General features: G+C 58.5%; 21 protein-coding genes and 2 tRNA genes. 9 read left to right on the forward strand and 14 right to left on the reverse strand.

All coding sequences use genetic code 11. The features are described 5' to 3' along the window. Positions 1 to 23: 23 nt before the first annotated feature. A complete protein-coding gene (locus QBL02_RS04260; protein ID WP_282725112.1) occupies positions 24 to 326 on the forward strand; it encodes a helix-turn-helix transcriptional regulator in 303 nt (100 codons plus the stop codon). Here QBL02_RS04260 and QBL02_RS04265 read toward each other — a convergent pair whose 3' ends face one another. Both QBL02_RS04265 and QBL02_RS04270 read right to left on the reverse strand, forming a co-directional pair. Then, the gene (locus tag QBL02_RS04265) at positions 327 to 1649 is read right to left on the reverse strand and encodes an MFS transporter (protein WP_282725113.1); all 1323 of its coding nucleotides are present in this window, start codon (positions 1647 to 1649) and stop codon (positions 327 to 329) included. Positions 1650 to 1958: 309 nt separating this feature from the next. Further along, positions 1959 to 4118, reverse strand: coding sequence for an AAA family ATPase (locus QBL02_RS04270; protein WP_282725114.1), 2160 nt, complete (start codon positions 4116 to 4118; stop codon positions 1959 to 1961). A gap of 183 nt (positions 4119 to 4301) precedes the next feature. Between QBL02_RS04270 and QBL02_RS04275 the strand changes: the two genes are divergently transcribed. After that, a complete protein-coding gene (locus tag QBL02_RS04275) occupies positions 4302 to 5684 on the forward strand; it encodes a GH1 family beta-glucosidase (RefSeq protein WP_282725115.1) in 1383 nt (460 codons plus the stop codon). After that, complete coding sequence (locus QBL02_RS04280; protein WP_282725116.1) at positions 5681 to 6970, forward strand: MFS transporter; 1290 nt, start codon at positions 5681 to 5683, stop codon at positions 6968 to 6970. The genes QBL02_RS04275 and QBL02_RS04280 overlap by 4 nt, the downstream gene beginning before the upstream one ends. Here QBL02_RS04280 and QBL02_RS04285 read toward each other — a convergent pair. The 8 genes from QBL02_RS04285 to serS all read right to left on the reverse strand — a co-directional run bounded on the left by QBL02_RS04285 (position 6967) and on the right by serS (position 13034). Then, entirely contained in the window at positions 6967 to 7137 is a 171-nt protein-coding gene (locus QBL02_RS04285; protein WP_282725117.1) for a hypothetical protein, read from the reverse strand. The genes QBL02_RS04280 and QBL02_RS04285 overlap by 4 nt on opposite strands. A gap of 110 nt (positions 7138 to 7247) precedes the next feature. Further along, positions 7248 to 7490 carry a PLD nuclease N-terminal domain-containing protein gene (locus QBL02_RS04290; RefSeq protein ID WP_282725118.1) on the reverse strand — a complete coding sequence of 81 codons (243 nt, stop codon included), beginning with the start codon at positions 7488 to 7490 and terminating at the stop codon, positions 7248 to 7250. A gap of 80 nt (positions 7491 to 7570) precedes the next feature. Next, a complete protein-coding gene (locus QBL02_RS04295) occupies positions 7571 to 8977 on the reverse strand; it encodes an SHIRT domain-containing protein (RefSeq protein ID WP_282725119.1) in 1407 nt (468 codons plus the stop codon). Between the two features lie 266 nt (positions 8978 to 9243). Beyond that, a tRNA-Ser gene (locus tag QBL02_RS04300) sits at positions 9244 to 9332 on the reverse strand. A 59-nt stretch (positions 9333 to 9391) separates the two neighbouring features. Further along, the gene (locus tag QBL02_RS04305; protein WP_282725120.1) at positions 9392 to 10615 is read right to left on the reverse strand and encodes an LCP family protein; all 1224 of its coding nucleotides are present in this window, start codon (positions 10613 to 10615) and stop codon (positions 9392 to 9394) included. 165 nt (positions 10616 to 10780) lie between these two features. Continuing rightward, positions 10781 to 10871, reverse strand: a tRNA-Ser gene (locus tag QBL02_RS04310). A 40-nt stretch (positions 10872 to 10911) separates the two neighbouring features. Next, positions 10912 to 11766: an HAD-IIB family hydrolase gene (locus tag QBL02_RS04315; protein WP_282725281.1), complete on the reverse strand. Its 855-nt coding sequence runs from the start codon at positions 11764 to 11766 to the stop codon at positions 10912 to 10914. Then, positions 11766 to 13034, reverse strand: a complete 1269-nt coding sequence (serS, locus tag QBL02_RS04320) for a serine--tRNA ligase (RefSeq protein WP_282725121.1) — start codon at positions 13032 to 13034, stop codon at positions 11766 to 11768. Before serS ends, QBL02_RS04315 begins: the two co-directional genes overlap by 1 nt. Before the next feature lie 67 nt (positions 13035 to 13101). On the opposite strand from serS, the gene QBL02_RS04325 reads away from it, so the two are divergent. Then, positions 13102 to 14088 carry a diacylglycerol kinase family protein gene (locus tag QBL02_RS04325; RefSeq protein WP_282725122.1) on the forward strand — a complete coding sequence of 329 codons (987 nt, stop codon included), beginning with the start codon at positions 13102 to 13104 and terminating at the stop codon, positions 14086 to 14088. Between the two features lie 17 nt (positions 14089 to 14105). Here QBL02_RS04325 and pheA read toward each other — a convergent pair whose 3' ends face one another. Further along, complete coding sequence (gene pheA, locus QBL02_RS04330) at positions 14106 to 15044, reverse strand: prephenate dehydratase (protein WP_282725123.1); 939 nt, start codon at positions 15042 to 15044, stop codon at positions 14106 to 14108. Between the two features lie 32 nt (positions 15045 to 15076). Then, complete coding sequence (gene pgm, locus QBL02_RS04335; protein ID WP_282725124.1) at positions 15077 to 16729, reverse strand: phosphoglucomutase (alpha-D-glucose-1,6-bisphosphate-dependent); 1653 nt, start codon at positions 16727 to 16729, stop codon at positions 15077 to 15079. Between the two features lie 108 nt (positions 16730 to 16837). Between pgm and QBL02_RS04340 the strand changes: the two genes are divergently transcribed. From QBL02_RS04340 to QBL02_RS04355, 4 genes are all read left to right on the forward strand, one after another. Beyond that, on the forward strand, positions 16838 to 17566 hold the full coding sequence (locus QBL02_RS04340; protein WP_282725125.1) for a hypothetical protein: 729 nt from the start codon (positions 16838 to 16840) through the stop codon (positions 17564 to 17566). 39 nt (positions 17567 to 17605) lie between these two features. After that, positions 17606 to 18346, forward strand: a complete 741-nt coding sequence (locus tag QBL02_RS04345) for a hypothetical protein (RefSeq protein ID WP_282725126.1) — start codon at positions 17606 to 17608, stop codon at positions 18344 to 18346. Positions 18347 to 18384: 38 nt separating this feature from the next. Further along, positions 18385 to 19128 (forward strand): hypothetical protein, encoded by a 744-nt coding sequence (locus QBL02_RS04350; RefSeq protein ID WP_282725127.1) that lies wholly within the window; start codon positions 18385 to 18387, stop codon positions 19126 to 19128. A 73-nt stretch (positions 19129 to 19201) separates the two neighbouring features. Continuing rightward, a complete protein-coding gene (locus QBL02_RS04355; protein WP_282725128.1) occupies positions 19202 to 20005 on the forward strand; it encodes an HAD-IIA family hydrolase in 804 nt (267 codons plus the stop codon). A 64-nt stretch (positions 20006 to 20069) separates the two neighbouring features. Here QBL02_RS04355 and QBL02_RS04360 read toward each other — a convergent pair whose 3' ends face one another. Next, entirely contained in the window at positions 20070 to 20843 is a 774-nt protein-coding gene (locus tag QBL02_RS04360) for a sulfite exporter TauE/SafE family protein (RefSeq protein ID WP_282725129.1), read from the reverse strand. Between the two features lie 55 nt (positions 20844 to 20898). Continuing rightward, positions 20899 to 21453 (reverse strand): orotate phosphoribosyltransferase, encoded by a 555-nt coding sequence (gene pyrE, locus QBL02_RS04365; protein ID WP_282725130.1) that lies wholly within the window; start codon positions 21451 to 21453, stop codon positions 20899 to 20901. Between the two features lie 76 nt (positions 21454 to 21529). Here pyrE and QBL02_RS04370 point away from each other — a divergent pair, with 76 nt between their 5' ends. After that, a complete protein-coding gene (locus QBL02_RS04370; RefSeq protein WP_282725131.1) occupies positions 21530 to 22372 on the forward strand; it encodes a Sir2 family NAD-dependent protein deacetylase in 843 nt (280 codons plus the stop codon). Positions 22373 to 22476: the final 104 nt, after the last annotated feature.

The following is a 22476-nucleotide window of genomic DNA, read 5'->3' on the forward strand; positions in this document are numbered from 1 at the left end:
GAGGCTGCGCGCACCCTAGTCTCGTGTCAATTTCTCACTCTCCAGCAGCTGAGGAAATCGGCCGCAGAGTGCGCAAAGCACGCAATGCGCGTCAGATCTCCCTCGAAGACCTAGGGCATCTTTCTGAGATCAACTGGACCACTATCGGCAAGATCGAACGCGGCGCTTCAAGCCCGACCGTCGAGTCACTCGTGCGAATCGCGACCGCCCTTGAAATCGACCCGGGCTCACTCATCAGCGGCATCACTTCTGACGACTACAGGCAACGGCAGCACAGACTCACCGCGCGCGATCTGATCGCCGCTCGGCAAGCAAACAACAACTAGTTAGCTCGTTGGATCGCTCGGTCCGGGCACCCTACGCACGAACATCGGCACCCAACGCCAAAACCCGAAAGCGCCAAGCAGCGCGATTGCGCCCATTGCGCCGGTTGCAATGCTCAGAGTTGAAACGGCCGCAAGCGCCGAAAATACGACGGGGGCAAGCGCACCTCCGGCATCGTTCAGTGTGCGCCATGAACTCAAGAATGCCGCCGGATTATCTTGCGGTGCAACGTCGGCGCCGAGCGTCATCAGGATTCCACTAGAGAGGCCATTGCCCACGCCGATCACCGCAGCAAACATCGCAAACCACATTGATGCATCGGCCGAGTCATGGGTGAGGGCGAGCGCCAAAAATCCTGCGCCCATGAGCAGCATCGCTGGCAGTACGGCCCAGAGCCGCCCAAACCGGTCCATCACCTGACCGCTCGCGTAGAACAGCGCGAAGTCGATCGCTCCCGAGATACCGATCACGAGCGCAATCGATTGCGGGTCTAGCCCGATCGAAAGACCCCAGAGCGGCAGCACGACCTGGCGGGCAGAACGAACAGCTGAGAGCGAGGCCGCAGCTACACCGAGCCTGGCGAGCACTTTTCGATGTGTTGCCATCGTGCGGAACACACCCTCGCGAGCAGCACGATCCTCGTCACTCCCGCCCCTTCTTGTGTTATTGGAATTTCCAATAACCGGGCTCGTGGGCAGCGAAATCGATCCAGTGACTGCTTCTCCAGTGTCTGCAAGGGGTTGCAAAAGCCCAGTTTGCCCGGCCCGTTCGTTACGCAGTTCCTCTTCGATCTGCTGCTCCGGGTCGGGCCCGAGCAGCACGAGCAGCACCGAAGCGACGAGACACACCGCGAAGCACCAGGCTGCCGATGTGCCTGTTCCGGTCAGGCTGAGCAGGCCTGCCGCGAGAAATGGGCCGATAAACATGCCGAGGCGAAACGATCCGCCGAGCAACGCAAGGGCCCTTGCTCGGAATGAAAACGGCACCTTTGCAGTCATGAACGCGTGCCGCGCGAGAGCAAATGCCGCAGCGCACATGCCGATCAAAAAGACTGAGGCGCTGAGGAGTCCGACATTTGGCGCAAACACCAACCCGAGCACGCCAAAAAGCGCGGCGGTGCCTGCGATTGCCATGGTAAGTCGCTCGCCGAGGCGCATTACGAGCCAGCCTGCCGGGAAGTTGCCGCAGAGTTGGCCCACTACGAGCGCAGAAGCCACCAAGCCAGCGGTGGCAAGATCAGCTCCCAGATTTGTGGCAAGCACCGGAATGAGCGGGATGACCGCACCCTCACCGAGCGCGAACAAGACGGTGGGCCCGTAGATCATCGGGGCAAATCGCATTAGCATTGCCCGTGCCGGATTCGCCATAGCCCGCCCCCAAACATCAAACTTGCGGGCCGCTCGAATCGAACGACCCGCAAGTTCAACGGTACCTCGTCTTTAAACCGACGAGGGATCGGAAGCCCGCGATAGCCCGCCGGCCTTTCCCACTGAGTGGATACGTTGTTCTCGAGTGGATACGCGGGGAACCCGCATAAGGCCCCTTTTGAGTAACAACGTATCCACTCGATGAGCGAGAACCCACGCGTGAGAGCCGCCGCACGAGACCCAGCGGCCGGTGCGAGCAACAGCCAGCTAGTTGCTGCTCACCTCAAGGCCGTTGCCGTCAGCGGCGAGCGTCACCCGCACTGCTTGACCGTCGTGCACCTCGCCGCTCAGGATGGCGCGAGCAAGACGGTCGTCAATCTCACGCTGCATGAGCCGCCGCAGTGGCCGCGCGCCGTAGACCGGGTCATAACCACGAGCCGCCAGCCAGGTGCGCGCTTCGGGGGTCACGCCGACCGTCAATCGGCGATCCTCGAGCCTCGTTTGCAGGCGATCAATCGAAATATCAACAATGTGTGCCAGGTCTTGCTCGGAAAGCGGCCTGAAGATCACCATCTCATCAAGACGGTTCACAAACTCAGGTTTAAACGCGCGGCGCACTGTCTCGCGCACAGCGTCTTCCTTCTCAGCCCAAGGCATATCGGCATCAATGAGGTACTGACTACCGAGATTCGACGTGAGGATCAGAATCACATTTCGGAAGTCGACCGTGCGGCCTTGACCATCGGTGAGCCGCCCATCGTCGAGCACCTGCAGCAGCACGTCAAAGACCTCAGGGTGAGCCTTCTCGACTTCATCAAGCAGCACAACCGAGTATGGCCTGCGCCGAACAGCTTCGGTGAGCTGACCACCCTGCTCGTAGCCGACATATCCCGGAGGGGCGCCGACGAGTCGCGATACTGAGTGCTTCTCACCGTATTCGCTCATGTCGATACGAACCATCGCGTGCTCATCGTCAAACAAAAACTCGGCGAGTGCTTTTGCGAGCTCTGTTTTACCGACACCGGTGGGGCCGAGAAAGAGGAACGAGCCAGTTGGCCGGTTGGGGTCAGCGATTCCAGCACGTGAGCGACGCACCGCATCGCTCACCGCACGAACTGCGTCGCTCTGGCCAATGAGTCGCTTGCCAAGTTCGCCCTCAAGCGCGAGCAGCTTTTCGGTTTCGCCCTGCAGTAGGCGGCCAACCGGAATGCCGGTCCAGGCTGCTACGACCTCGGCAATGTCCTCGTCTGTGACCTGGTCGCCGACCATACGCGCTTCACCGCTTGCTTCGTCGAGACGCTCAGCGTTCTCGGCTTCTGCAAGTTGCTTCTCGACTTCGGGCAATTGCCCGTAGCGGATCTTCGAGACCTTTGCCAGATCACCCTCGCGCTCGGCGATGGCCTCTTCAACACGCAAACGGTCACGCTTTTCGCGCAGTTCGCCCACTCGGTTGAGTGTCGAGCGTTCTTTTTCCCAACGCGCTTCGAGCACGTCGAGGTCGCGTTGGCGTGCCTGAAGGTCTTCGCGCAGTTTTGCGAGACGCTGCTTTGAAGCCTCGTCTTTTTCTTTCTTTAGCGCGAGCTCTTCAATCTTGAGGCGATCGACTGCGCGGCGCAGCTCGTCAATTTCAAGCGGCGCCGAGTCGATTTCCATGCGCAGACGCGATGCTGCTTCGTCGATCAGGTCAATCGCCTTATCGGGAAGTTGCCTGGCCGTGATGTAGCGGTTTGAAAGCGACGCCGCCGCAATCAACGCCGAATCGGCGATGGTTACTTTGTGGTGTGCTTCATAACGTTCTTTGAGCCCGCGCAGGATCGCAACGGTATCTTCAACCGATGGCTCACCAACATAGACCTGCTGAAAACGGCGCTCAAGCGCGGCGTCTTTTTCAATGTACTCGCGGTACTCGTCGAGCGTGGTTGCGCCGATGAGTCGCAGTTCGCCGCGGGCAAGCATGGGTTTCAGCATTTGCGATGCTGCGACTGAGGACTCGCCTCCGCCAGCACCCATGAGGGTGTGCAGCTCATCGATGAAGGTAATCACCTTGCCGTCGCTGTCTTTAATTTCTTGCAGCACAGCTTTCATGCGTTCTTCAAATTCGCCACGATATTTTGCACCGGCAATCAGTGCAGAGATATCTAGCGAAATGAGTTCTTTGTCTTTCAGTGATTCTGCGACGTCGCCGGCGACAATGCGCTGTGCCAGTCCTTCGACTACGGCTGTTTTGCCAACGCCGGGCTCACCGATCAGCACTGGGTTATTTTTTGTGCGCCGGGTGAGCACCTGACTGACTCGTCGAATTTCACTGTCTCGACCGATGACCGGATCGAGTTTTCCCGTGCGCGCAACTTCGGTGAGGTTCACACCGAACTGTTCGAGCGCACTCTGTTCGCCGCCTTCAGCGGCTGGTTGCCAATTTGCCTGCATGGTTCCTCTCCATCTCGCAGTACGGGTGCGTTGGGGTTCGATGATCCTCGCCCCAACAAACTTGAGTGATGTTGACTCAAGTTTACCTATTTGTTGAAATTTTGGCCAGCTTTTCTTGAATGGGGTTAGGCTTCGAACAACTCGCCGCAGCGTTGCGCGCGAATAGACGCGAAAGGTGACTTCGTGACGCAAAGCCCCTACCCCGGCCCAATTGTTAACTCCCCACCGCACCCGGCACTGAAACAGCTTCGCTGGTCAGCAGCCACCGCAGCCTTTCAGATTGAAGGAGCCCGAAACACTGACGGTCGCGGTCGCAGCATCTGGGACGACTACGTTGACTCCCCCGGAACAATCAAAGACGCAAGCACCGCCGAACCCGGGCCCGACAGCTATCACCGCTACCTCGAAGACGTGTCGCTCTGCGCAGAGCTCGGACTTGATCGCTACCGCTTTGGCATCTCCTGGACTCGTGTGCTCCCAGACGGCGTTGGCGCCGCAAACCCCAAGGGCCTCGACTACTACTCCCGCCTGGTCGACGCGCTGCTCGAGACGGGAGTTACTCCGTTTCCAACCCTGTACCACTGGGACCTACCAGCCTCAATCGAAAAAGAAGGCGGCTGGCTAGCACGCGACACAGCCGAGCGCTTTCGTGACTACGCCGAGATCGTCGCTATCCACCTCGGCGATCGCGTGAAACACTGGTACACAATCAACGAGCCAGCGATGACCACACTGCAGGGGTACGGCATCGGCGATTTGGCCCCCGGCCGCAATGAACTGTTCGGTGCACTACCGACCGCACATCACCAATTGCTTGCACACGCGCTTACGGCACCGATGCTCCGGGCGGCTGGCGCCTCCCAAATCGGCCTCACAAACAACCACACCCACGTACGACCAGCATCGGTCGACCCCGCCGACGCGATAGCCGCAGCCGCGTACGATCTCGTGCACAATCGCCTTTTTGCTGAGCCACTCCTACTCGGCCACTACCCCGACCTCGCCGAATACGGTCTACCCGAGATGCCTGCGCACGACGGCGACCTCGCACTCATTCAGGGCAGTATCGACTTCTACGGCCTCAACTTTTACAACCCAACCACCGTTGCCGCAGCGCACGAGGGCAGCCCACTTCCCTTTGAAATCGTGCCCACACCTGGGGCGCCGGTGACTGGGTTCGGGCCAGATTGGCCGATCGTGCCAGCAAGCTTAAGCGCACTCTTGACCGAAATGCACGCTGTCTACGGTGATGCCCTACCGCCTGTCATTGTGAGCGAAAACGGCGCATCCTTTCCAGAGCCCAATTCGCTTGGCCCTGGCGAGGAGATTTTCGACCAGGATCGCATTGACTATCTCAACGGTCACATTCTGGCGGTAGCCGATGCCATTGCCGCTGGCGTTGCTGTTGAGGAATACACGGTGTGGTCACTCCTAGATAACTTCGAGTGGTCCGACGGTTTCACGCAGCGCTTTGGGCTCACCCACGTAAACATGACGAGCGGCGAACGCAGGCCGAAGGCCTCATTCGAGTGGTACCGCGCCCTGATCGAAAGTAGCCGCGCATGAACATTTCAACTACCCAAAAGGCGGGCGCCAGCTGGTTTGTGCTGTTCACCATTGCTTGGCTACTGATCTGGACGGTGCAGCTCACCCCCTTGCAGCTTCTTCTGCCCCTGCAACTCGACACCTCAGAAAGTGAGGCCGGCTGGGTCTCTGGCGTGGTCTCTTCTGGCCTGGTGCTTGGCGTTGGCGGGTTGGCTGGCGTAATTGCCGGCCCGATTGCCGGCGCGTTTTCTGACCGCAGAAATCCCAGCACTTCTCGCCGCAGACCATTTGCTCTTGTCGGCACCTGGATCACGGCGCTCTGCCTCGTGTTCACCGGCATGAGCAACACGCCAATCAGCATCGGGCTCGCCTGGGTGGGCGTGTCGATCGGTATCGCAATTGCCTCGGCCGCGTTCACCGCAATGATCGCCGATCAATTGCCCACGCACCAGCGCGGGGCCGCAGCGTCAGCGGCGTCTTCGGCCCAGGCGGTTGGCATTGTGGTTGGTGTCGGCACTGTCGTGCTGCTCGGTCTTGGCGTGTTTGATAGCTACCTGGTGCTCGCGATCGCGATGGGCGTGGTCGGCACAATTGTGGTGTTGCTCCTGCCTGATCCTCCCAAATTCTCTGGTAGCGAAGCGGCTGCGGTCCCCGTTGCCGATCGAGCCGATTTCGAGACGCCACGCAGCCCTCGCCTGAGCTTTCTGCGTGATCACGACTTTCGCTGGATGCTGATTGGCCGTCTCGTCGTGAACATTGGCAATGCACTCGGCACATCACTGCTGCTCTTCTTTCTGCTGTACGGGCTTGAGATTCCAAAGAGCGAGGCCGAAGACAGTCTGCTGCTACTCATTGTTGTGTACACCGTGTTTGTTGTCGCAGCCTCAATTGTTTCCGGGGTCATCTCAGACAAGATCGGCAAGCGACGCTGGATCACCGTGGCGGCTGCAGTGTTGCAAGCCATTTCAGGTGTGGTGATCGCAAGCTCGCCGAGCTACGCCACCACCATGTTCGCGGCAGCGTTGATGGGCGTCGGCTACGGTGCGTTTATGACCGTCGGTCTCGCATTTGCTACGGATCTGCTTCCAAGCGAAAAAGACCACGCTCGCGATCTTGGCGTCGTGAATGTGGTGGCGGCTCTCGGACAGTTGCTCGGTCCGGTGATTGGTGCGGGCCTTGTCGCGCTGGTTGGCGGCTTTTGGCTGCTCTTTGTCGCTGCAGCAGTATTGTCGCTCGTAGGCGGGGCGCTCACGCTGCTGGCCCGAGAACACAAGTCTCTACAGGTGAGCTCAGTCACGAACGTTTAGAGGTTGTAGGGCGCCGCTGTCGTATCTTCCTCGCTTGGGTGCCGAATCAACGCGGGATCGTCTTCACTCTTGCGCGGGTCTTCGTCGCCCCCAAACACTTCGTCAGCCCCGTCCATCACGGGCTTGTCGAGGGTTTCTTCGTGCTTGTCATGTGGTTTCTTGTGCATGAATCTCGCCTCCAATAGCTACTCTCACTGCCACGCTAACGCCGCTGCGGAATAAATGCACCGGCCTTGACCCTCACAAAAGAAGCACTATCCTGCGCCCGGTCGGGGCCTCATTCAGCTGGCATTTCAGAGCTGCGTCGCACGCTTGGCCGCCCTGCAAGGAACCAGGCTAGCGACCCAATCGCCGGCAAGAAAATCACGAGTAGCACCCAGACGAGTGTCTGCGTTGAGCCGAGTTTCGAGCCGTTGCGACCAATCGAAATGAAAGCAGCAACTAGTAGCACCAGGCAGGTGAGCACTGTAAGCGCGAAGAAGATGTCATAGCTAACGGGGACCAGTGGATTAGCGTTCATGTCTTCGACCTTCTTGAGGTGTTGGGTTGCGCTGCCATTCTTACAGCGCGACCCAACATCTGTCGAGCGATCCTATGCGGCTAGCGTCGCCGGGCAGTCCGTGCGCTGGTCGCCAGTACGAGCGCTCCCGATAATAAAGCGAGAATTCCAGCACCGATAAGCAACGGCTGTGGCTCCGCGCCGGAATTCGCGAGGCCGCCTGATCCACCGTCAATTGGTGGAACCACCGTCTTGCTGAACGACCAGACGCCGACAAATTCAATATCAAGTCCGTCGACAACAATAGGGTTTTCTTGCCATCCAGCAAATGACCAGGTTCCGGCGGATGTGTTTACGTCGTTAGATGGGAAAGTCGCGGCCTGCACAGTGTCACCCTGAGTTGCGGTACCAGACAATGGCTGCACACTTGCAAGCTGTGGGGGCACTGGGTTTCCGGAGGTATCGACAAAACGATACGTGACGTTGAATTGCGCATCGGGGTCTACGGTGAAGTCCCATGCACCCACAAAACTCACATTCGCGCCGGTAATCACCGATTCGTTTGGAGTCCAACCAGCGAATGTCCAGGTGCCTTGCGTGTCGGCAACTGAGGTAAGCGCCGGCACTGGTGGTTGCACGGTCGAACCGTCTACCAGCATTGTCTTCGTGGGCGGTAGTAGCGCCTGCACATCTGCAGATAGGGCTCTCCCTGGCGCGTTGCTCACGAACTCGAAACTGGCATCGTAAGTGTTAACCATTGTCAGCGACACATCGTTGCCGACTGCGTCAAAAGTGAGTGGCATCATCGAGTGGAAGAATGCGTCCATCCGCATTTCACCGTTGACGCTCGGCTGCGTCATTTCGAAGGTTTTACCGGCTTCGAAGGCAGATTGCTTCACGTAGAAAGCCTGCGCTGGTGTGGTGAGTCGCAAAATGTTCGGCTGGTTGCTGTCAAGCTGTTTGCCGGTAACCTTGCTGCCGTCTTCATTCATCAGAATGAACTGGGCGTTGTATTGTCCACTCGCGTCGTCATAGCTCACCGAGGTGCAGCGAATGAAACGTGAGAGACCGGTATCTGGGTTTTGCGCTTCAATCTCGCTTTGCAGGGCAGTGCAGTCAACAAACGATGGATCGCTCGTCACAACGGTGTTGTCGACGTGAAAGGCAATATCCCAGTTGCCCGAGAATGTCTTGCGTTCCCATTCCGCTTGGTTGTTGCCTGGGCTGAACAACCAAGCAACTTTGAATAGGCGATAGGAAGACCAGAGGCTGCGCATATTGAGTGTGCCTCGATATGCGATTTGGTAGGCGTTTGAAGCTTCGTCGCCCTTGGCGGAGTCATACAGGAACTCGTTCGATCCGGTGATCTGGCCGCTATCGTCGAGGGCGTATGCGTCGGCTGCCACCGAGATGGTCACAGGGGTTGCTGCCTGCGCTGAAGATGCTGTGCCGAGCAGCAGCCCGGCTGCGGCGATCATGGCAATTGCTGAGGTTGCGAGGGGTTTCATGATGCTCCGTTCGAGGTCACGCCTTGTCTCAAGCTAACCTCGGGAGTCACGAAAATGAAATATATTTGGGCTCATTCGACAACATTTTGATCACATGCACAGTAAATGTTAGTGAAGTCACAAGTTAGCAGAACTCCGCGAAAACCCCTCGTGCGTCATAGAGACTACGTCGCGCCCTTGAAAGGCGCCGTCCACGAGGATCCCCCAGGGACTGTCGAAACTCCCAAGAGAACGGGAAAACCCCCGCATAAAGCGGGGGTTTTCGGCGGAGCCAGGGGGATTTGAACCCCCGGTCGAGTTTAACCCCGACCCTTCATTAGCAGTGAAGTCCGTTCGGCCGCTCCGGCATGGCTCCGTAGACCATCTTAGGGCAAAGCACCTAGCCCGCGGAAATCGAGAGCGAAACTCGCCGAATTAGAATTTCGTTCGGCCAGCCGAGCACGTCTCCGAGGCTGCGCTCTGTCCCGTAATATTCTGCGGAAGCACAGTCACCGGAGGCACCTCGGTTGCTCCCTCAGCAGGAACTTCACCCTCAACTGGAGCCTCTGTCACGGTACCGCCGACCGCGGCCTCGCCCGTGCCTGCCACCTGGAACGGCTCACCGCTAAGCACAACACGGATCAACTCGTCAGCAGCTGCTCGATCCGGAGCAAGGCGACCCGGATCATATGGGTGTGCGTAACTTGGGTACTGCACAAAGTTCACTCGATCAAGATCAATGTCGACCACGGTGCCCGCAAACGCTTGCAAGAACTGGACTGATGCCATGCTGCTCGAAAGTGTGAGGTTGTCGAAGCCGGTCTTTGCCAGTGCGTAAACCTTGCCGGGGTTACTCAGCGTGTCCGAACTGCGCAGCTGACGCAGCAGCGCAGACATAAACACCTGCTGGTTACTAATGCGGCTCACGTCGCTGCCGTCGCCAACACCATAGCGGGTGCGCGCGAAGTTCAATGCGTCAACACCGGCAACTGTCACTTCACCAGCTGGCAGGTTCAGGCCGGTCTCGCTATCTTCGATTGGCTCGGCGAGGCAGACCGTGATTCCACCAAGTGCATTGGTGATATCGATGACGCCATCAAAGTCGACCATCGCAGCGTAGGGAATATCCATACCGGTGAGTTCACTGATCGTTGCGGCAGCACAGGCAAGCCCGCCATAGCTGAGTGCGGTATTGATCTGCTGCTCACTCATGGCACTGCTGGTTTCACCGGTGTCTGGGTCGGTGCAGCTTGGGATAGGCACCATCAAGTCACGCGGAATACTGATCACGGTCGCGCTCTTATGATCCGCTGGAATATGCAGCAGCATATTGACGTCGTTGAGCTCGCCCTCTTCGCCGTCGTACATCACAGATTCTTCGTTGCGCTTATCTGAACCGACTAGCAGCACCGTCAACTCACCATCAAGCGACTGTGCCCCGGCTGCAACAGCATCGGGGCTGCTTGGCAGTTCAACCGTTTGGGCTCCTTGCACTGCTCCCCAGAGAGCATATGCGGTTACCGAAACGCCACTCAGGGTTGCCACCAGAACGGCCGTCAACGCAACCTTCGCAGCATTCGCCCAGGAGACAGAACGGCGCAAGCGCCCATGGCGCGCGCCAAGGTTTGCCTCGCTGTGTCCGCGTTGCTGTCGTGCCATACGTGAAACTCCCTGGTAATGACAAGTGTCGTGCGCGAGTAGCGCATCTACCGATGTTACCCGCAAGTTCTGTGACCAAGCTGTAACAATTGGGGTCGTAATTTGTAGCTATTGTGCCGAAAACGAGAGAAGCCCGACCAAAATTTGCTTCTGGTCGGGCTTCTGTGGCGGAGGGTAGGAGATTTGAACTCCTGAGACGGGGTTACCGCCTGCTTGTTTTCAAGACAAGTTCCTTCGGCCGCTCGGACAACCCTCCGCGTAAAAGCTTACTGGAAAAATCGGCGGCAGTTGACCGCTTAGCCCAACAAGTCCGGAAATCGTTGCTGCAGAGCGGTCAAAAGACCGTTTTCGTAGACACTTTCGGTGACCCGACGCGCAGATTCTTTTACGTGTGGATCAGCCTGGCCCATGGCAACGGAGTCACCTCGGCGGCCAGCCCACTCAAGCATCTGCATATCGTTCTCACCATCGCCAGCAGCAAACACACGATCTGCGTCAATGTTGAGACGCTGACGAAGCACCTCGAGCGCACTCGCTTTAGTGACCCCGGTTGGTGCGATATCGAACCAGGTAGTGAGCCCGACCGCGTACGAAACACGACTCAACCCCAGCGCCTCAGAAACCTCAAGAAAATCTTGCAGAGCGTGATCTGGCGACACCACAAGCACGCGACTCGCATTCGCAGTGAGAAGTTCGTCGAAGGTCACCTGTCGCTGCCTGCGAGGCAGCGTTCCAGAAGGCATCTTCTCGGTATAAAGAAACTCGCCATCTGCAGTTTCTACACCATAGGTAGCAGTGACCAGATGAGTGCGAATACGTTCCAGCAATCCGGCCGGATCAAACGACTCAACGTGCTCACGCCGGTATGCACGAGTGGCAAGCGGATCGCGCTTCAGCGTCACCGCACCGTTTGCGGCCACAACCCAGTCAGCCTGAAGTCGCAGCTGCTCGACCACGTCAAGAGTCGCCTCAACCGCGCGACCGGTGGAAATAATGACCTCGTGCCCGGCGTTGTGCAGCGTGCGAATCGCTTCGGCGACCTCTGGGTGCGGGGTTGCCGGAATGTACTCACCCTGCTCATCTCGCTCACCGAACGGCATCACAGTGCCGTCAATATCGAGCGCGATGAGGTGGCGATCCTCGGCGCGCATCACGCCGACACCGGGGTGAAGACCTCGAGTCCGCCGAGGTAAGGACGCAGTGCTTCTGGCACACGAACACTGCCGTCTGCCTGCTGATGCGTCTCAAGAATTGCAACGATCCAGCGCGTGGTCGCGAGCGTACCGTTGAGGGTCGCTACCGGAGTCGTCTTGCCGCTTTCGCTGCGATAGCGGGTACCGAGGCGACGCGACTGGAAGGTGGTGCAGTTGCTCGACGAGGTCAGCTCGCGGTAAGTGCCCTGCGTTGGTACGTACGCTTCAATGTCGTACTTGCGAGCCGCGCTCGAACCGAGGTCGCCGGCTGCGACATCAATCACTCGATAGCTCAGACCCAGCGCTTGCATCATGCTCTCCTGCCACCCGAGCAGTCGAAGGTGCTCTGCCTCGGCATCTGCAGGGTCGGTGTAGACAAACATTTCAAGCTTGTTGAACTGGTGCACACGCAGAATCCCGCGGGTGTCTTTACCGTGCGAGCCTGCTTCACTGCGGTAACAGGTGCTCCAACCTGCGTAGCGCATTGCACCGCCCGAGAGGTCGAGAATCTCATCGGCGTGGTAACCGGCGAGGGCAACCTCGCTGGTGCCGGTTAGGAACAGATCCTGCGATGGCAGGTGGTACACCTCGTCGGCATGCTCACCGAGGAACCCGGTGCCCTGCATAATTTCTGGTTTCACAAGGGTTGGCGGAATCAACGGCACAAAACCTGCCGCGAGCGCGCGATCAAGCGCGAGGCTCATCAGCGCAAGCTCAAGGCGAGCACCGACACCCTTCAAGAAGTAGAAGCGAGCGCCAGATACCTTGGCACCGCGCTGCATATCGATGGCGTCGAGCATTTCGCCAAGCTCAAGGTGATCGCGCGGTTCGAAGTCGAACTCGGGCACACCGCCCACCTCGCGCAGCGTCACGAAGTTTTCTTCGCCACCCGCCGGAACACCCTCAATGACAATGTTCTCAATCCGGCTTGCTGCGACATCAAATGCGGCATCGGCTTCGCGTGAGCGCGCTTCTGCGGCCTTCACGTCGGCAGCAATCTGTTGCGCCTTCGCGATCAGTGCTGGCTTCTCTTCTTTCGAAGCTGCCTTTACTTGCTTGCCAAATTGGTTCTGTTCGGCGCGAAGCGACTCGAACTCGCCAAGTGCAGCACGGCGCGACTCGTCGGCCGAGATCGCAAGATCTACTGTTGATTCGTCATTTCCGCGCGCTCGCTGTGAGCGCTTGATGGTCTCGGGGTCATTGCGCAGGAGTTGAGGATCAATCACGCCCCTATCCTATCCGGCGCAGCTTCTAAGACTCCTTGCTGAAATCAGAACAGAGTAACGTGGACCCATGGTCTCTCCTCAGCCCCGTGCCGCCATCGTGTTTCACCCGTTGAAGACTGACATTGCAACGCTTCGCGAGGCAGTTGAATCGCACGAGGTTGCCGGGGGTTGGGCGCCCAGCCTGTGGTTCGAAACGACCGAGCATGATGCCGGTCAAGGCATCACCAAAGAAGCAATCGAAGCCGACGTCTCCGTAGTGCTCGCATCGGGCGGCGACGGCACAGTTCGCGCCGTGGCCGAATCACTTCGCGGATCTGGCGTGCCGCTCGCGGTGATTCCGCAGGGCACTGGCAATCTGCTTGCTCGAAACCTCGGCGCACCGCTGAACGATCTGGGAGAGTCGGTGCGGGCGGCGTTTATTGGCGAAGATCGGGCGATTGATCTTGGTTTGGTGACCATCATTCGACCCGATGAGAGCGAAGACGAGCACGTCTTTTTGGTGTTGGCGGGCATGGGTCTTGACGCTCGAGCAATTACGGCAACCCGATCCTCGTTGAAAAAAAGAGTCGGCTGGCTTGCCTACGTTGATGCCGGCATGCGAACCATGATCAAAGACGCGCCCCTGCAGATTCACTATTCGGTTGACGGTGCACCGGCCAAGTCGCTCACCGTATTCACCGTAATGATTGGCAATTGTGGGCTGCTGCCTGGCGGTGTGCTGCTCATTCCAGACGCAGATATTGCCGACGGTCAGCTCGACGTGGTGGCGTTGCGCCCGCTTGGTCCATTTTCTTGGTTGCGTATTTGGCACAAGCTCGGATTCGAAAATGGTGTGCTGCGCAAAACCAAAACCGGTCGCAAGGTGATCGACCTGGTGAACGACACCCGCTCGGTTACGTACATGCGCGCACGTCGATATTCACTCTCAGTGCCTCACCCAGAGCCGATTCAACTTGATGGCGACGACTTCGGCCTGGCACTGGCAGCAAACGGCACGGTGGATCCAGGCTCTCTCGTCGTAAAAGTACTAAAGAGCTGGAAACCGGTCATTTAAGGCGCGAGCGCCGCACATTAGCCAAGCAGCTCGTCAAGCCACTCGCGAGCACTGCTGAACGACTGATTGTCGTGCTCGCCTCGGGTGGTCGCTGCGACTCGATCTGCGCGCTGGTACGAGCCCAAAAACACCACGTTCGGACTGAACCGCTTCACCCCGAGCAGGGCATCTGAAACTCGTTCGTCGCGGGCGTGCCCCTCAACATCGATCACAAACCGGTATCGTCCCATGCGATCACCAATCGGCCGCGACGCAAGCAGGGTGAGGTTCACTCCTCGGGTCGCGAACTGTTCGAGCAAGAGCAATAGCGAGCCCGACTTGTCGTCAGGCAACTCTACGATGAGACTGGTTTTGTCTGCTCCGCTTGGCTCGCCAACCGTCGCGGTACGTGCGACCAGCACAAAGCGGGTGACAGCGTCTGGGTTTTCGGCGATGCCCTCAGCGAGCACCTTCACGTCATAGTGAGCTTCGATGCCTGGGGGTGCGATAGCCGCGTCAACGCCCTTAGCCTCGTTGAAAATGTCGGCTGCGGCCTGCACATTCGAAGTGGCTGGCAGGTGGTGATGAGCTGGCAGTTTTTCGTCAAGCCATTTGCGGCACTGACCGTAGGCGACCGGGTGCCCCGCAATCACGTCAACCTGGTCGAGTGTGGTGCCCGGCCGAGCGACCAGCACAAAGCTCACCGGCACCAGGTATTCACCAATAATCTGCAAACCGGGAATGGTTGCGAGCGCGTCTTGCGCAACTGTCACGCCGCCATCAACTGAATTCTCAATTGCGATCATGGCCGCGTCACTTGCGCCGGTAACCACATCGTTGAGTGCTTCGCCAATGTTGGCGACGGGCTTCCACTCTTGTCCCTGAGCCTCTGGCACCTGCCGCAAAGCCGCCTCGGTAAAGGTGCCTGCCGGGCCCAGAAAGCTGTAGCGACGGAGCGGTGCAGGCGTTGAGGACATGCGAATAATCGTAGTCCCTTCTTGACCTTGTATCAGCTTGTTACGGCGGCAACCAGCTCTTGCGCTGCCTGCTGCACAAGAGCGAGGTGATCCGCTCCCCTAAATGATTCTGCGTACACCTTCATTACGTCTTCGGTTCCGCTCGGCCTCGCCGCAAACCATGCGTGCTCAGTCTGCACCTTCAAGCCTCCGATGGCTGCCCCATTGCCTGGTGCGTTCACCAGCACAGCAGTGATCGGATCGCCGGCAAGTTCTGTCTCGGTAACATCTGCGGGCGAGAGCGCTGCGAGAGCTTTCTTCTGCGCGGGGGTCGCTGCGGCATCGACGCGTTCGTAGACCGGTGCACCAAATGTTTCGGTCAGTTCACGGTAGAGCTCACTCGGCGATTTACCGGTGACGGCCTGAATTTCAGCGGCCAGCAGCGCAAGCAGAATTCCGTCTTTGTCGGTGCTCCACGCGCTGCCGTCAAAACGCTGGAATGAGGCACCCGCACTTTCTTCACCACCAAACACCACGCTGCCATCACTCAGCCCAGGCACAAACCACTTGAAACCAACCGGTACTTCAAGCAGTCGCCGTCCGTGTTTCGCTACTACTCGGTCGATAATTGCTGAAGAGACAAGTGTCTTACCAATGCCCGCTTCTTTTGGCCAGTCGGGGCGGTGAGTAATCAGATAATCGATCGCGACAGCGAGAAAATGATTGGGATTCATCAAGCCTGCGTCGCGAGTAACGATGCCGTGCCGGTCGGCGTCGGCGTCGTTGCCGGTCACAATGTCAAAGTCTTTACGATATTCGGCGACGGTTTGCATCACTTGGGCCGACGAAGGATCCATTCGAATCTTGCCGTCCCAGTCGAGGTGCATGAACGCCCACTGTGGATCGATGCCGCTGCCAAGCACGGTGAGGTCGAGGTCGTAATGATCGCGAATGGCTGCCCAGTAGGCTTCGCTTGCGCCACCGAGCGAGTGCGCACCAATACGCACTCCTGCTTCACGAATCGCTTTCATATTGATCACGCTGCCGAGGGCCCTCACGTATTCGCCGACATAGTCGTATGTAAGCGCTGCCTCGTGTGGTTCGTCTGCCGCGGCGAGGGTGTCACGCCATTGGCCACTCTCAAGCAATTCGTTTGCTCGCGCCGCGATCCATGAGGTCGCGTCGGTGTCAGCCGGTCCGCCGTGTGGCGGGTTGTATTTAAATCCGCCGTCACGGGGCGGATTGTGGCTTGGCGTGACCACGATTCCGTCGGCCCGTTCAGCCGCATCGAGCGTCAGGTGTTCGTTGTGGGCGAGGATCGCCCGGCTGAGTGCCGGTGTCGGCACAAAATTGGCGGCTTCGCCCGGTGCTGCACTCGGCAGTACCACCTTTACACCCATTGCGATGAGCACGCTCTTGGCGACCCGAAGCGCTGGCAGCGAGAGCGCGTGAGTGTCGCCACCCAAGTAGAGCGGCCCAGCAATGCCCTGCGCTTTGCGATACTCAGCGATCGCCTGGCTCATGGCGGCAATGTGCGCCTCGTTAAATGACGCGCTGAGCGAGCTGCCACGGTGGCCAGATGTACCAAACACAACGCGCTGTTCAGCTTGCGTTGGATCTGGAACTATCTCGGTGAAGGCAGCCAAAAGTTGGTGAACATCAATCAAGTCGCTCTGCTCTGCTTGGAGCCCGGCCCGTTCATGCATACCTACAGTTTGCCAGCTAAGTAACAATGCACTAACGCCCCTTGTATCCGACGGCTGTAGCAAAGATAGGCTGGGGCCAATACTCAACACACACACTGGAATGGTGAAATGACTGGTCAGATGCCTGAAAACGATGCGGTTCACGACACCGAGGGTGCCGCAACGGCTCCTTCAAAAAAGAAGGTTGTGCTCTTTAGCGTTTTCGGCGCCGTGATTGTCATCGCGCTGCTCGTCTGGGTGCTCGTCACGCAGGTGTTCGCGGGCGATACCAACGAGGTCACACCACCAAAACCGGTCACGACTACGAAACCGACCAAACCAACCACCGAGCCGGAAAAGCCGGCTGCTCCGATTGTGCTGCCCAGTTGCGAGGCACTGAACCCGCAGGAAGCCGCAATTGATGCCGAAGCTCGCGCCCGCTACGCGGCAATGGAACATGATCCGCTTTCAGAGGTGACACCCTTCCAGAAATTCCCTGACCAGTTTGGGCCAGCGGCTGTCGATGCGCTTTCAAGTGCTGTGCAGTCTCGCGAGTGCGTCTACGTTCGCAATCTGGAAACCTTCCTCGCCACCGCGTTGATGGAAATCCGCGAGGCCGACAAGGATGCCTTCCTTGAGAAACTGCGCGCCGATAGTGACTTTGTTGAAAGCACCGTAGACGGCGCGACCGTGTTCACATGGAAACAAGTATCTGACGAAGGCCACTGGGACGAATCAAACACTGTGCATGCGTTCATCGGAAATGTCTGGTACGCGAGCTTTGGCCCGTGGCCAGTCGAAGATTCGCTGCCAACCTCGATCGCTTCAATCCGCGCCGCGAACCCGACACTTCCCTAATCGATAGTTGATCCGAAACAGCCTGAAAGATTTCAACTCATGACCGATCAGTTCCCGAGCGAAGAAACCCCTGAGACTGCTGCTGGTCAGCAGCCCTCACCAGCTACCGCGTCAAAAAAGAAGGTCTGGATCTTCGCGGGTATTGGCGCAGTTGTTGTTGTCGCCCTGCTGATCTGGGTGCTCGTCACCCAGGTCTTCGCGGGCGATACCAACGAGGTCACACCACCAAAACCGGTCACGACTACGAAACCGACCAAACCAACCACCGAGCCGGAAAAGCCGGCCGCACCGATTGTGCTGCCCAGCTGCGAAGCGCTGAATCCAGATGGATATGCTGCTGGGCTTGAAGTTACCAAACGTTATGCGGAACAAGGCATGACAGACGTCACTACGGGTGAGACCGACTTTTCAAAGTTCACACTCCGTTTTGGGCCAGCAGCACAGGCTGCTCTTGACGAGACGATTCAATCACAAGCCTGCATCTACCCGATACACAGCGAGGCGTTCTCACTGAATTACACCTCCGAACTGCCCAGCGCGGCGCAACAGACACTGATAGCAGCGCTCAGTGCCGACGGGGATTACGTCGAGAGCACCGTCAACGGCGCAGCTGTCTACACCTGGCACAACCCCGAATTCGACGGCGCGTATACATCAACTTTCACCGTTCATGTCTTCCTCGGCGATGTCTGGTTCGCCAGTTCCGGTCCCGCAGTGGAAGACCTCACGACGGCGCCCGCACTCGCAGCAATCCGCGCCGCAAACCCGACGCTGCCTTAATTAGTTGAGGCACACAACCATCTGAAAGGTGTCGTCTCGTGAACGAGCAGTTCCCAAACGAAGATACCCCTGAGACTGCTGCTGGTCAGCAGGCCCCACCACCTACCGCGTCAAAAAAGAAGACCTGGATCTTCGCCAGCATCGGTGCCGTTGTCGTTATCGCACTGCTGGTCTGGGTACTCATCACCCAGGTCTTCGCAACTGACAGCGAAGAAACGGCTCCACCCAAGCCCACCACCACAACAAAACCGACCATCAAACCAACCACCGAGCCGGAAAAGCCAGCTGCCCCAATTGTGCTGCCCGACTGCGAGGCATTGAACCCTGAGGGCTATGCTGCTGGGCTTGAAGTTGCCAAACGTTATGCGGAACAAGGCATGACAGGCATCACTGCGGGAGAGGGCGACTATGAAAAATTCCCGCTCCTCTTTGGACCAGCTGCACAGACTGCGATTGAGCACGCCACTCAATCTCGGGCCTGCTTGTATCCATTCAATAGCGAGAGCTTCCTGATGAGTTCCGTGGCTGAGTTACCAAAAGACGCGCGAGATGCGCTTGAGCAAAGCCTCAAAGCTGATAGCGATTTTGTACGGAGTGAAGTGAACGGCGCAGTGGTCTTCACTTGGCACAATACAGAATTCAGCGGATACCGGCTCCAGTCCTACACCGTTCACGCCTTCCTCGGAGATATCTGGTTCGCGAGTTCGGGCGAAGATGATTCCGCCCCAACTACCGAAGCGGCTATCGCAGCAATCCGCGCCGCAAACCCGACGCTCCCCTAATTACTGAGAACCAGCTGCCACGCGCGGGTATTCGGGCTACCCTCCGTTTACCCGCGCCGCGTAGTCTGAACATATGAGCAAATCACCTGCTGAACTGGGAAACCCACGGGCCCACATCGAATGCTGGCTCACCGATATGGACGGCGTGCTGGTGCACGAGGACCGCGCGATTCCCGGCGCGGCCGAATTGATCAAGCACTGGACAGACACTGAGCAGCCCTACCTGGTGCTCACCAACAACTCGATTTTCACCGCACGCGACTTGAGTGCGCGCCTGGCCGCTTCGGGTCTCAACGTGCCCGAAGACCGCATCTGGACGAGTGCACTCGCAACCGCGGCGTTTCTCACCCAACAGAAGCCAGGTGGCACCGCGTTTGTGCTTGGCGAGGCAGGCATTTTGACAGCGCTGCACGACGCTGGTTTTGTGATGACCGAGACCAACCCTGACTTTGTGGTGGTTGGCGAGACACGCAACTACTCTTTCGACGCGATCACCAAAGCGATCCGTCTCATCAACAATGGCTCGCGCTTCATCTCGACGAACCCCGACGCCACCGGACCAAGTCCAGAGGGCCCGCTGCCGGCAACCGGCGCCATCAATGCCCTGATCACCAAGGCCACCGGCAAGCTGCCATACATCGTTGGCAAGCCAAACCCGATGATGTTCCGCTCAGCGCTCAACAAGATTGGCGCTCACTCGCACAACACCGCGATGATCGGCGACCGCATGGACACCGATGTGGTCGCGGGCATGGAAGCTGGCCTGCACACGATTCTTGTGATGACGGGCATCAGTGATCCAGCTGAAATCGAGAAGTTTCCGTTCCGTCCAGAAGAGGTGCTCGGATCGGTCGCTGAGCTGCTGCCTGCGAAGTAGTTTGCTTTCGGGCGCTGGATCGCACTCGCGTGTGCCGATCCAGCGCCCGAAATGCCGCGTTGTCCTACTTCGAACGAAACTTTCTCCAAGCCATCTGGCCCACGATAAAGAGCAGGTACACCGAGAACGCGATATTGCCCCAGAACGGGTCAATCAACCCGGCAAGCACGCTGCTGAATGGCACGCAAACGCAGGCAGAAAAGCCAACGATTGCTGCCGCACGCATGTCAACGTTCTGTCTGCGGAAGTTTCCGATGGTTCCAGAAATCGAGCCGGGAATCATCATCAGCAGCGAAGTGCCCTTTGCGATCAAGTCGCTTGCGCCAAAGAAGAACATCAGAATTGGCACCACAACAATGCCACCACCGACGCCAAGAATGCCCGAGAGCACACCCGTCACAAAGCCGGTAACAACCAGCAATGATCCAAGCAGCAAGTCGATCGTGATCACGTCATCGCGTTGCGGCACCACAAACCAGAGGCTTACAATCACGACGAGCAAAAAGCCCATGAATGCCCACTGAATCGCGTTCACGGGAAGTTTTACGAGCAGGTGAGTACCCACCTGAGCGCCGACGATGATGCCAACGGCCAAAAGCAGGGCCGCAAACCAGTCAACGTTTCCCTGGATCGCGTAAGTTGTCGCACCAACAATTGCGGTCGGCAAGATCGCGGCTACCGAGGTACCAGCCGAAAGCTTTTGCGGCATGCTCAACCAAATAGCGAGCGCCGGCACAATAATCGTGCCGCCGCCAATGCCGAATAGCCCCGAAAGTAACCCTCCGGCGAGGCCAACCAGAATGAGCGCGAGCGCGCTCGGACGTGCTGTCTGATTCATCATTCCCCCTAGTGAGTCACCCGGGGCAACACTCACCCGAGCCTCACCTGATGCGTTACTGCGGGTCGAGACCCAGGTCGTTCAAGCCGATTGCGTAGCGGTACTCGTAGCCGGCTTCTTCAATGCGGGCTTTTGCGGGCGCCTGGCGATCAACCACTACGGCCACACCGGCCACGATTGCGCCGACCTTTTCGAGCGCTTCGATTGCCTGAAGCGGTGATCCACCGGTGGTTGAGGTGTCCTCGACCACGATGACGCGCTTGCCCTCAAGGTCTGGGCCCTCAACTTGGCGACCACGACCATGATCCTTTGGCTCCTTGCGTACTACGAACGAATCGTAGGTCTTGCCGCGCGCAACACCCTGGTGCATGATGGCCGAAGCAATCGGGTCTGCCCCCATGGTGAGTCCGCCAACCGCGACAACACCGTCAACATCCTCGATTAGGTCGAGCATGACCTGGCCGATCAGTGGAGCAGCACGGTGGTCAAGGCTCAGCTTGCGCAGGTCGATGTAGTAGGTCGCCTTCTTTCCGCTCGTGAGCGTGAAGTCGCCGTGAAACACCGCCTCGGAGGTGATCAGGTCAATGAGTTGTTCGCGAGCGGTAGTCATAACCTCAAGTCTATAGACCGAGCGCTGGCAGCGAACGTCGAGGACTCTGCCGCGGCACCCGGCGTAGGCTGACAATATGCACGAAGCGGATCGTCTTCAGTCTGAAATCATCAGCCTCTCGGGGCTCTTTGAGCTTGGCCCGGCTGCCCTGCTCACCGGAGCCGGGGTGAGTACTGATTCGGGCATTCCCGACTATCGCGGTGCTGGCACTCCACCTCGCACCCCAATGAGTATCGCTCAGTTCACGGGCGATGATGCCTACCGGCGCAGGTTCTGGGCTGGTGCGCGAGTTGGCGCGCTCGGCCTGAGCGGAGTGCAGCCGAACGCGGGCCACCGCGCGATCGCAACGCTTGAGCGCGACGGTCGGCTGAGCGGTGTGATCACTCAAAACGTGGACGGTTTGCACGCTGCCGCTGGCACTTCTAATCTTGCCGAACTGCACGGCAATGGTGCGACCATTCGCTGCGTGCCTGAGGGCCATCGCTTCAGCCGCGCTGAGGTGCTTACCTGGTTCGATGTGGCAAACCCGGGTTTTGCTGACCGCAATGCTGGCGCAAAGATTACGCCGGACGGCGACGCTGATGTTTCTGATACTGCTGGCGTTCGAGTGCCGGTCTGCCCCGCATGCGGCGGCATGTTGCGACCAGATGTTGTCTATTTCGGCGAGCATGTGCCTGTCGACGTGTTCGCCCATGCTGAACGTATCGTTGCCGCGGCCAGTTCACTGATCGTTGCTGGCTCGTCTCTCGCGGTGAACACCGGCATCCGGCTGGTGCACCGTGCTGAGCAGCGCGGTTTGCCGATCGCCGTGATCAACCGTGGTGCTACCCAAATTGATCAGCGCGATTCGGTGAAGGTTCGGATCGATGGCGGTGCCAGTGAGGTGTTCATGGCGCTCACTGAACGCCTGGGCGCATAGTCTCAGACGCTGCCGAGGCTAGCGCTGCGATAGCGCGACAGCGCGTGAGAGACCTGCGTTCGGTGAGACATTCTTGAAGAACATCTCCTACCGAACGCAGATTC

It is taken from the genome of Leucobacter sp. UT-8R-CII-1-4 (assembly GCF_030010235.1).
GTDB lineage: Bacteria > Actinomycetota > Actinomycetes > Actinomycetales > Microbacteriaceae > Leucobacter.

What these genes read in the sequence shown, in the direction of transcription:
- QBL02_RS04345 (WP_282725126.1), top strand. Translation starts at nt 17,606, where the DNA reads ATGACCGATCAGTTCCCGAGCGAAGAAACCCCTGAGACTGCTGCTGGT.
- QBL02_RS04305 (WP_282725120.1), bottom strand. Translation starts at nt 10,615, where the DNA reads ATGGCACGACAGCAACGCGGACACAGCGAGGCAAACCTTGGCGCGCGC.
- QBL02_RS04355 (WP_282725128.1), top strand. Translation starts at nt 19,202, where the DNA reads ATGAGCAAATCACCTGCTGAACTGGGAAACCCACGGGCCCACATCGAA.
- QBL02_RS04265 (WP_282725113.1), bottom strand. Translation starts at nt 1,649, where the DNA reads ATGATCTACGGGCCCACCGTCTTGTTCGCGCTCGGTGAGGGTGCGGTC.
- pyrE (WP_282725130.1), bottom strand. Translation starts at nt 21,453, where the DNA reads ATGACTACCGCTCGCGAACAACTCATTGACCTGATCACCTCCGAGGCG.
- QBL02_RS04340 (WP_282725125.1), top strand. Translation starts at nt 16,838, where the DNA reads ATGACTGGTCAGATGCCTGAAAACGATGCGGTTCACGACACCGAGGGT.
- QBL02_RS04370 (WP_282725131.1), top strand. Translation starts at nt 21,530, where the DNA reads ATGCACGAAGCGGATCGTCTTCAGTCTGAAATCATCAGCCTCTCGGGG.
- QBL02_RS04280 (WP_282725116.1), top strand. Translation starts at nt 5,681, where the DNA reads ATGAACATTTCAACTACCCAAAAGGCGGGCGCCAGCTGGTTTGTGCTG.
- QBL02_RS04325 (WP_282725122.1), top strand. Translation starts at nt 13,102, where the DNA reads ATGGTCTCTCCTCAGCCCCGTGCCGCCATCGTGTTTCACCCGTTGAAG.
- QBL02_RS04360 (WP_282725129.1), bottom strand. Translation starts at nt 20,843, where the DNA reads ATGAATCAGACAGCACGTCCGAGCGCGCTCGCGCTCATTCTGGTTGGC.
- QBL02_RS04290 (WP_282725118.1), bottom strand. Translation starts at nt 7,490, where the DNA reads ATGAACGCTAATCCACTGGTCCCCGTTAGCTATGACATCTTCTTCGCG.
- QBL02_RS04285 (WP_282725117.1), bottom strand. Translation starts at nt 7,137, where the DNA reads ATGCACAAGAAACCACATGACAAGCACGAAGAAACCCTCGACAAGCCC.
- QBL02_RS04295 (WP_282725119.1), bottom strand. Translation starts at nt 8,977, where the DNA reads ATGAAACCCCTCGCAACCTCAGCAATTGCCATGATCGCCGCAGCCGGG.
- QBL02_RS04270 (WP_282725114.1), bottom strand. Translation starts at nt 4,118, where the DNA reads ATGCAGGCAAATTGGCAACCAGCCGCTGAAGGCGGCGAACAGAGTGCG.
- pgm (WP_282725124.1), bottom strand. Translation starts at nt 16,729, where the DNA reads ATGCATGAACGGGCCGGGCTCCAAGCAGAGCAGAGCGACTTGATTGAT.
- QBL02_RS04315 (WP_282725281.1), bottom strand. Translation starts at nt 11,766, where the DNA reads ATGCGCGCCGAGGATCGCCACCTCATCGCGCTCGATATTGACGGCACT.
- pheA (WP_282725123.1), bottom strand. Translation starts at nt 15,044, where the DNA reads ATGTCCTCAACGCCTGCACCGCTCCGTCGCTACAGCTTTCTGGGCCCG.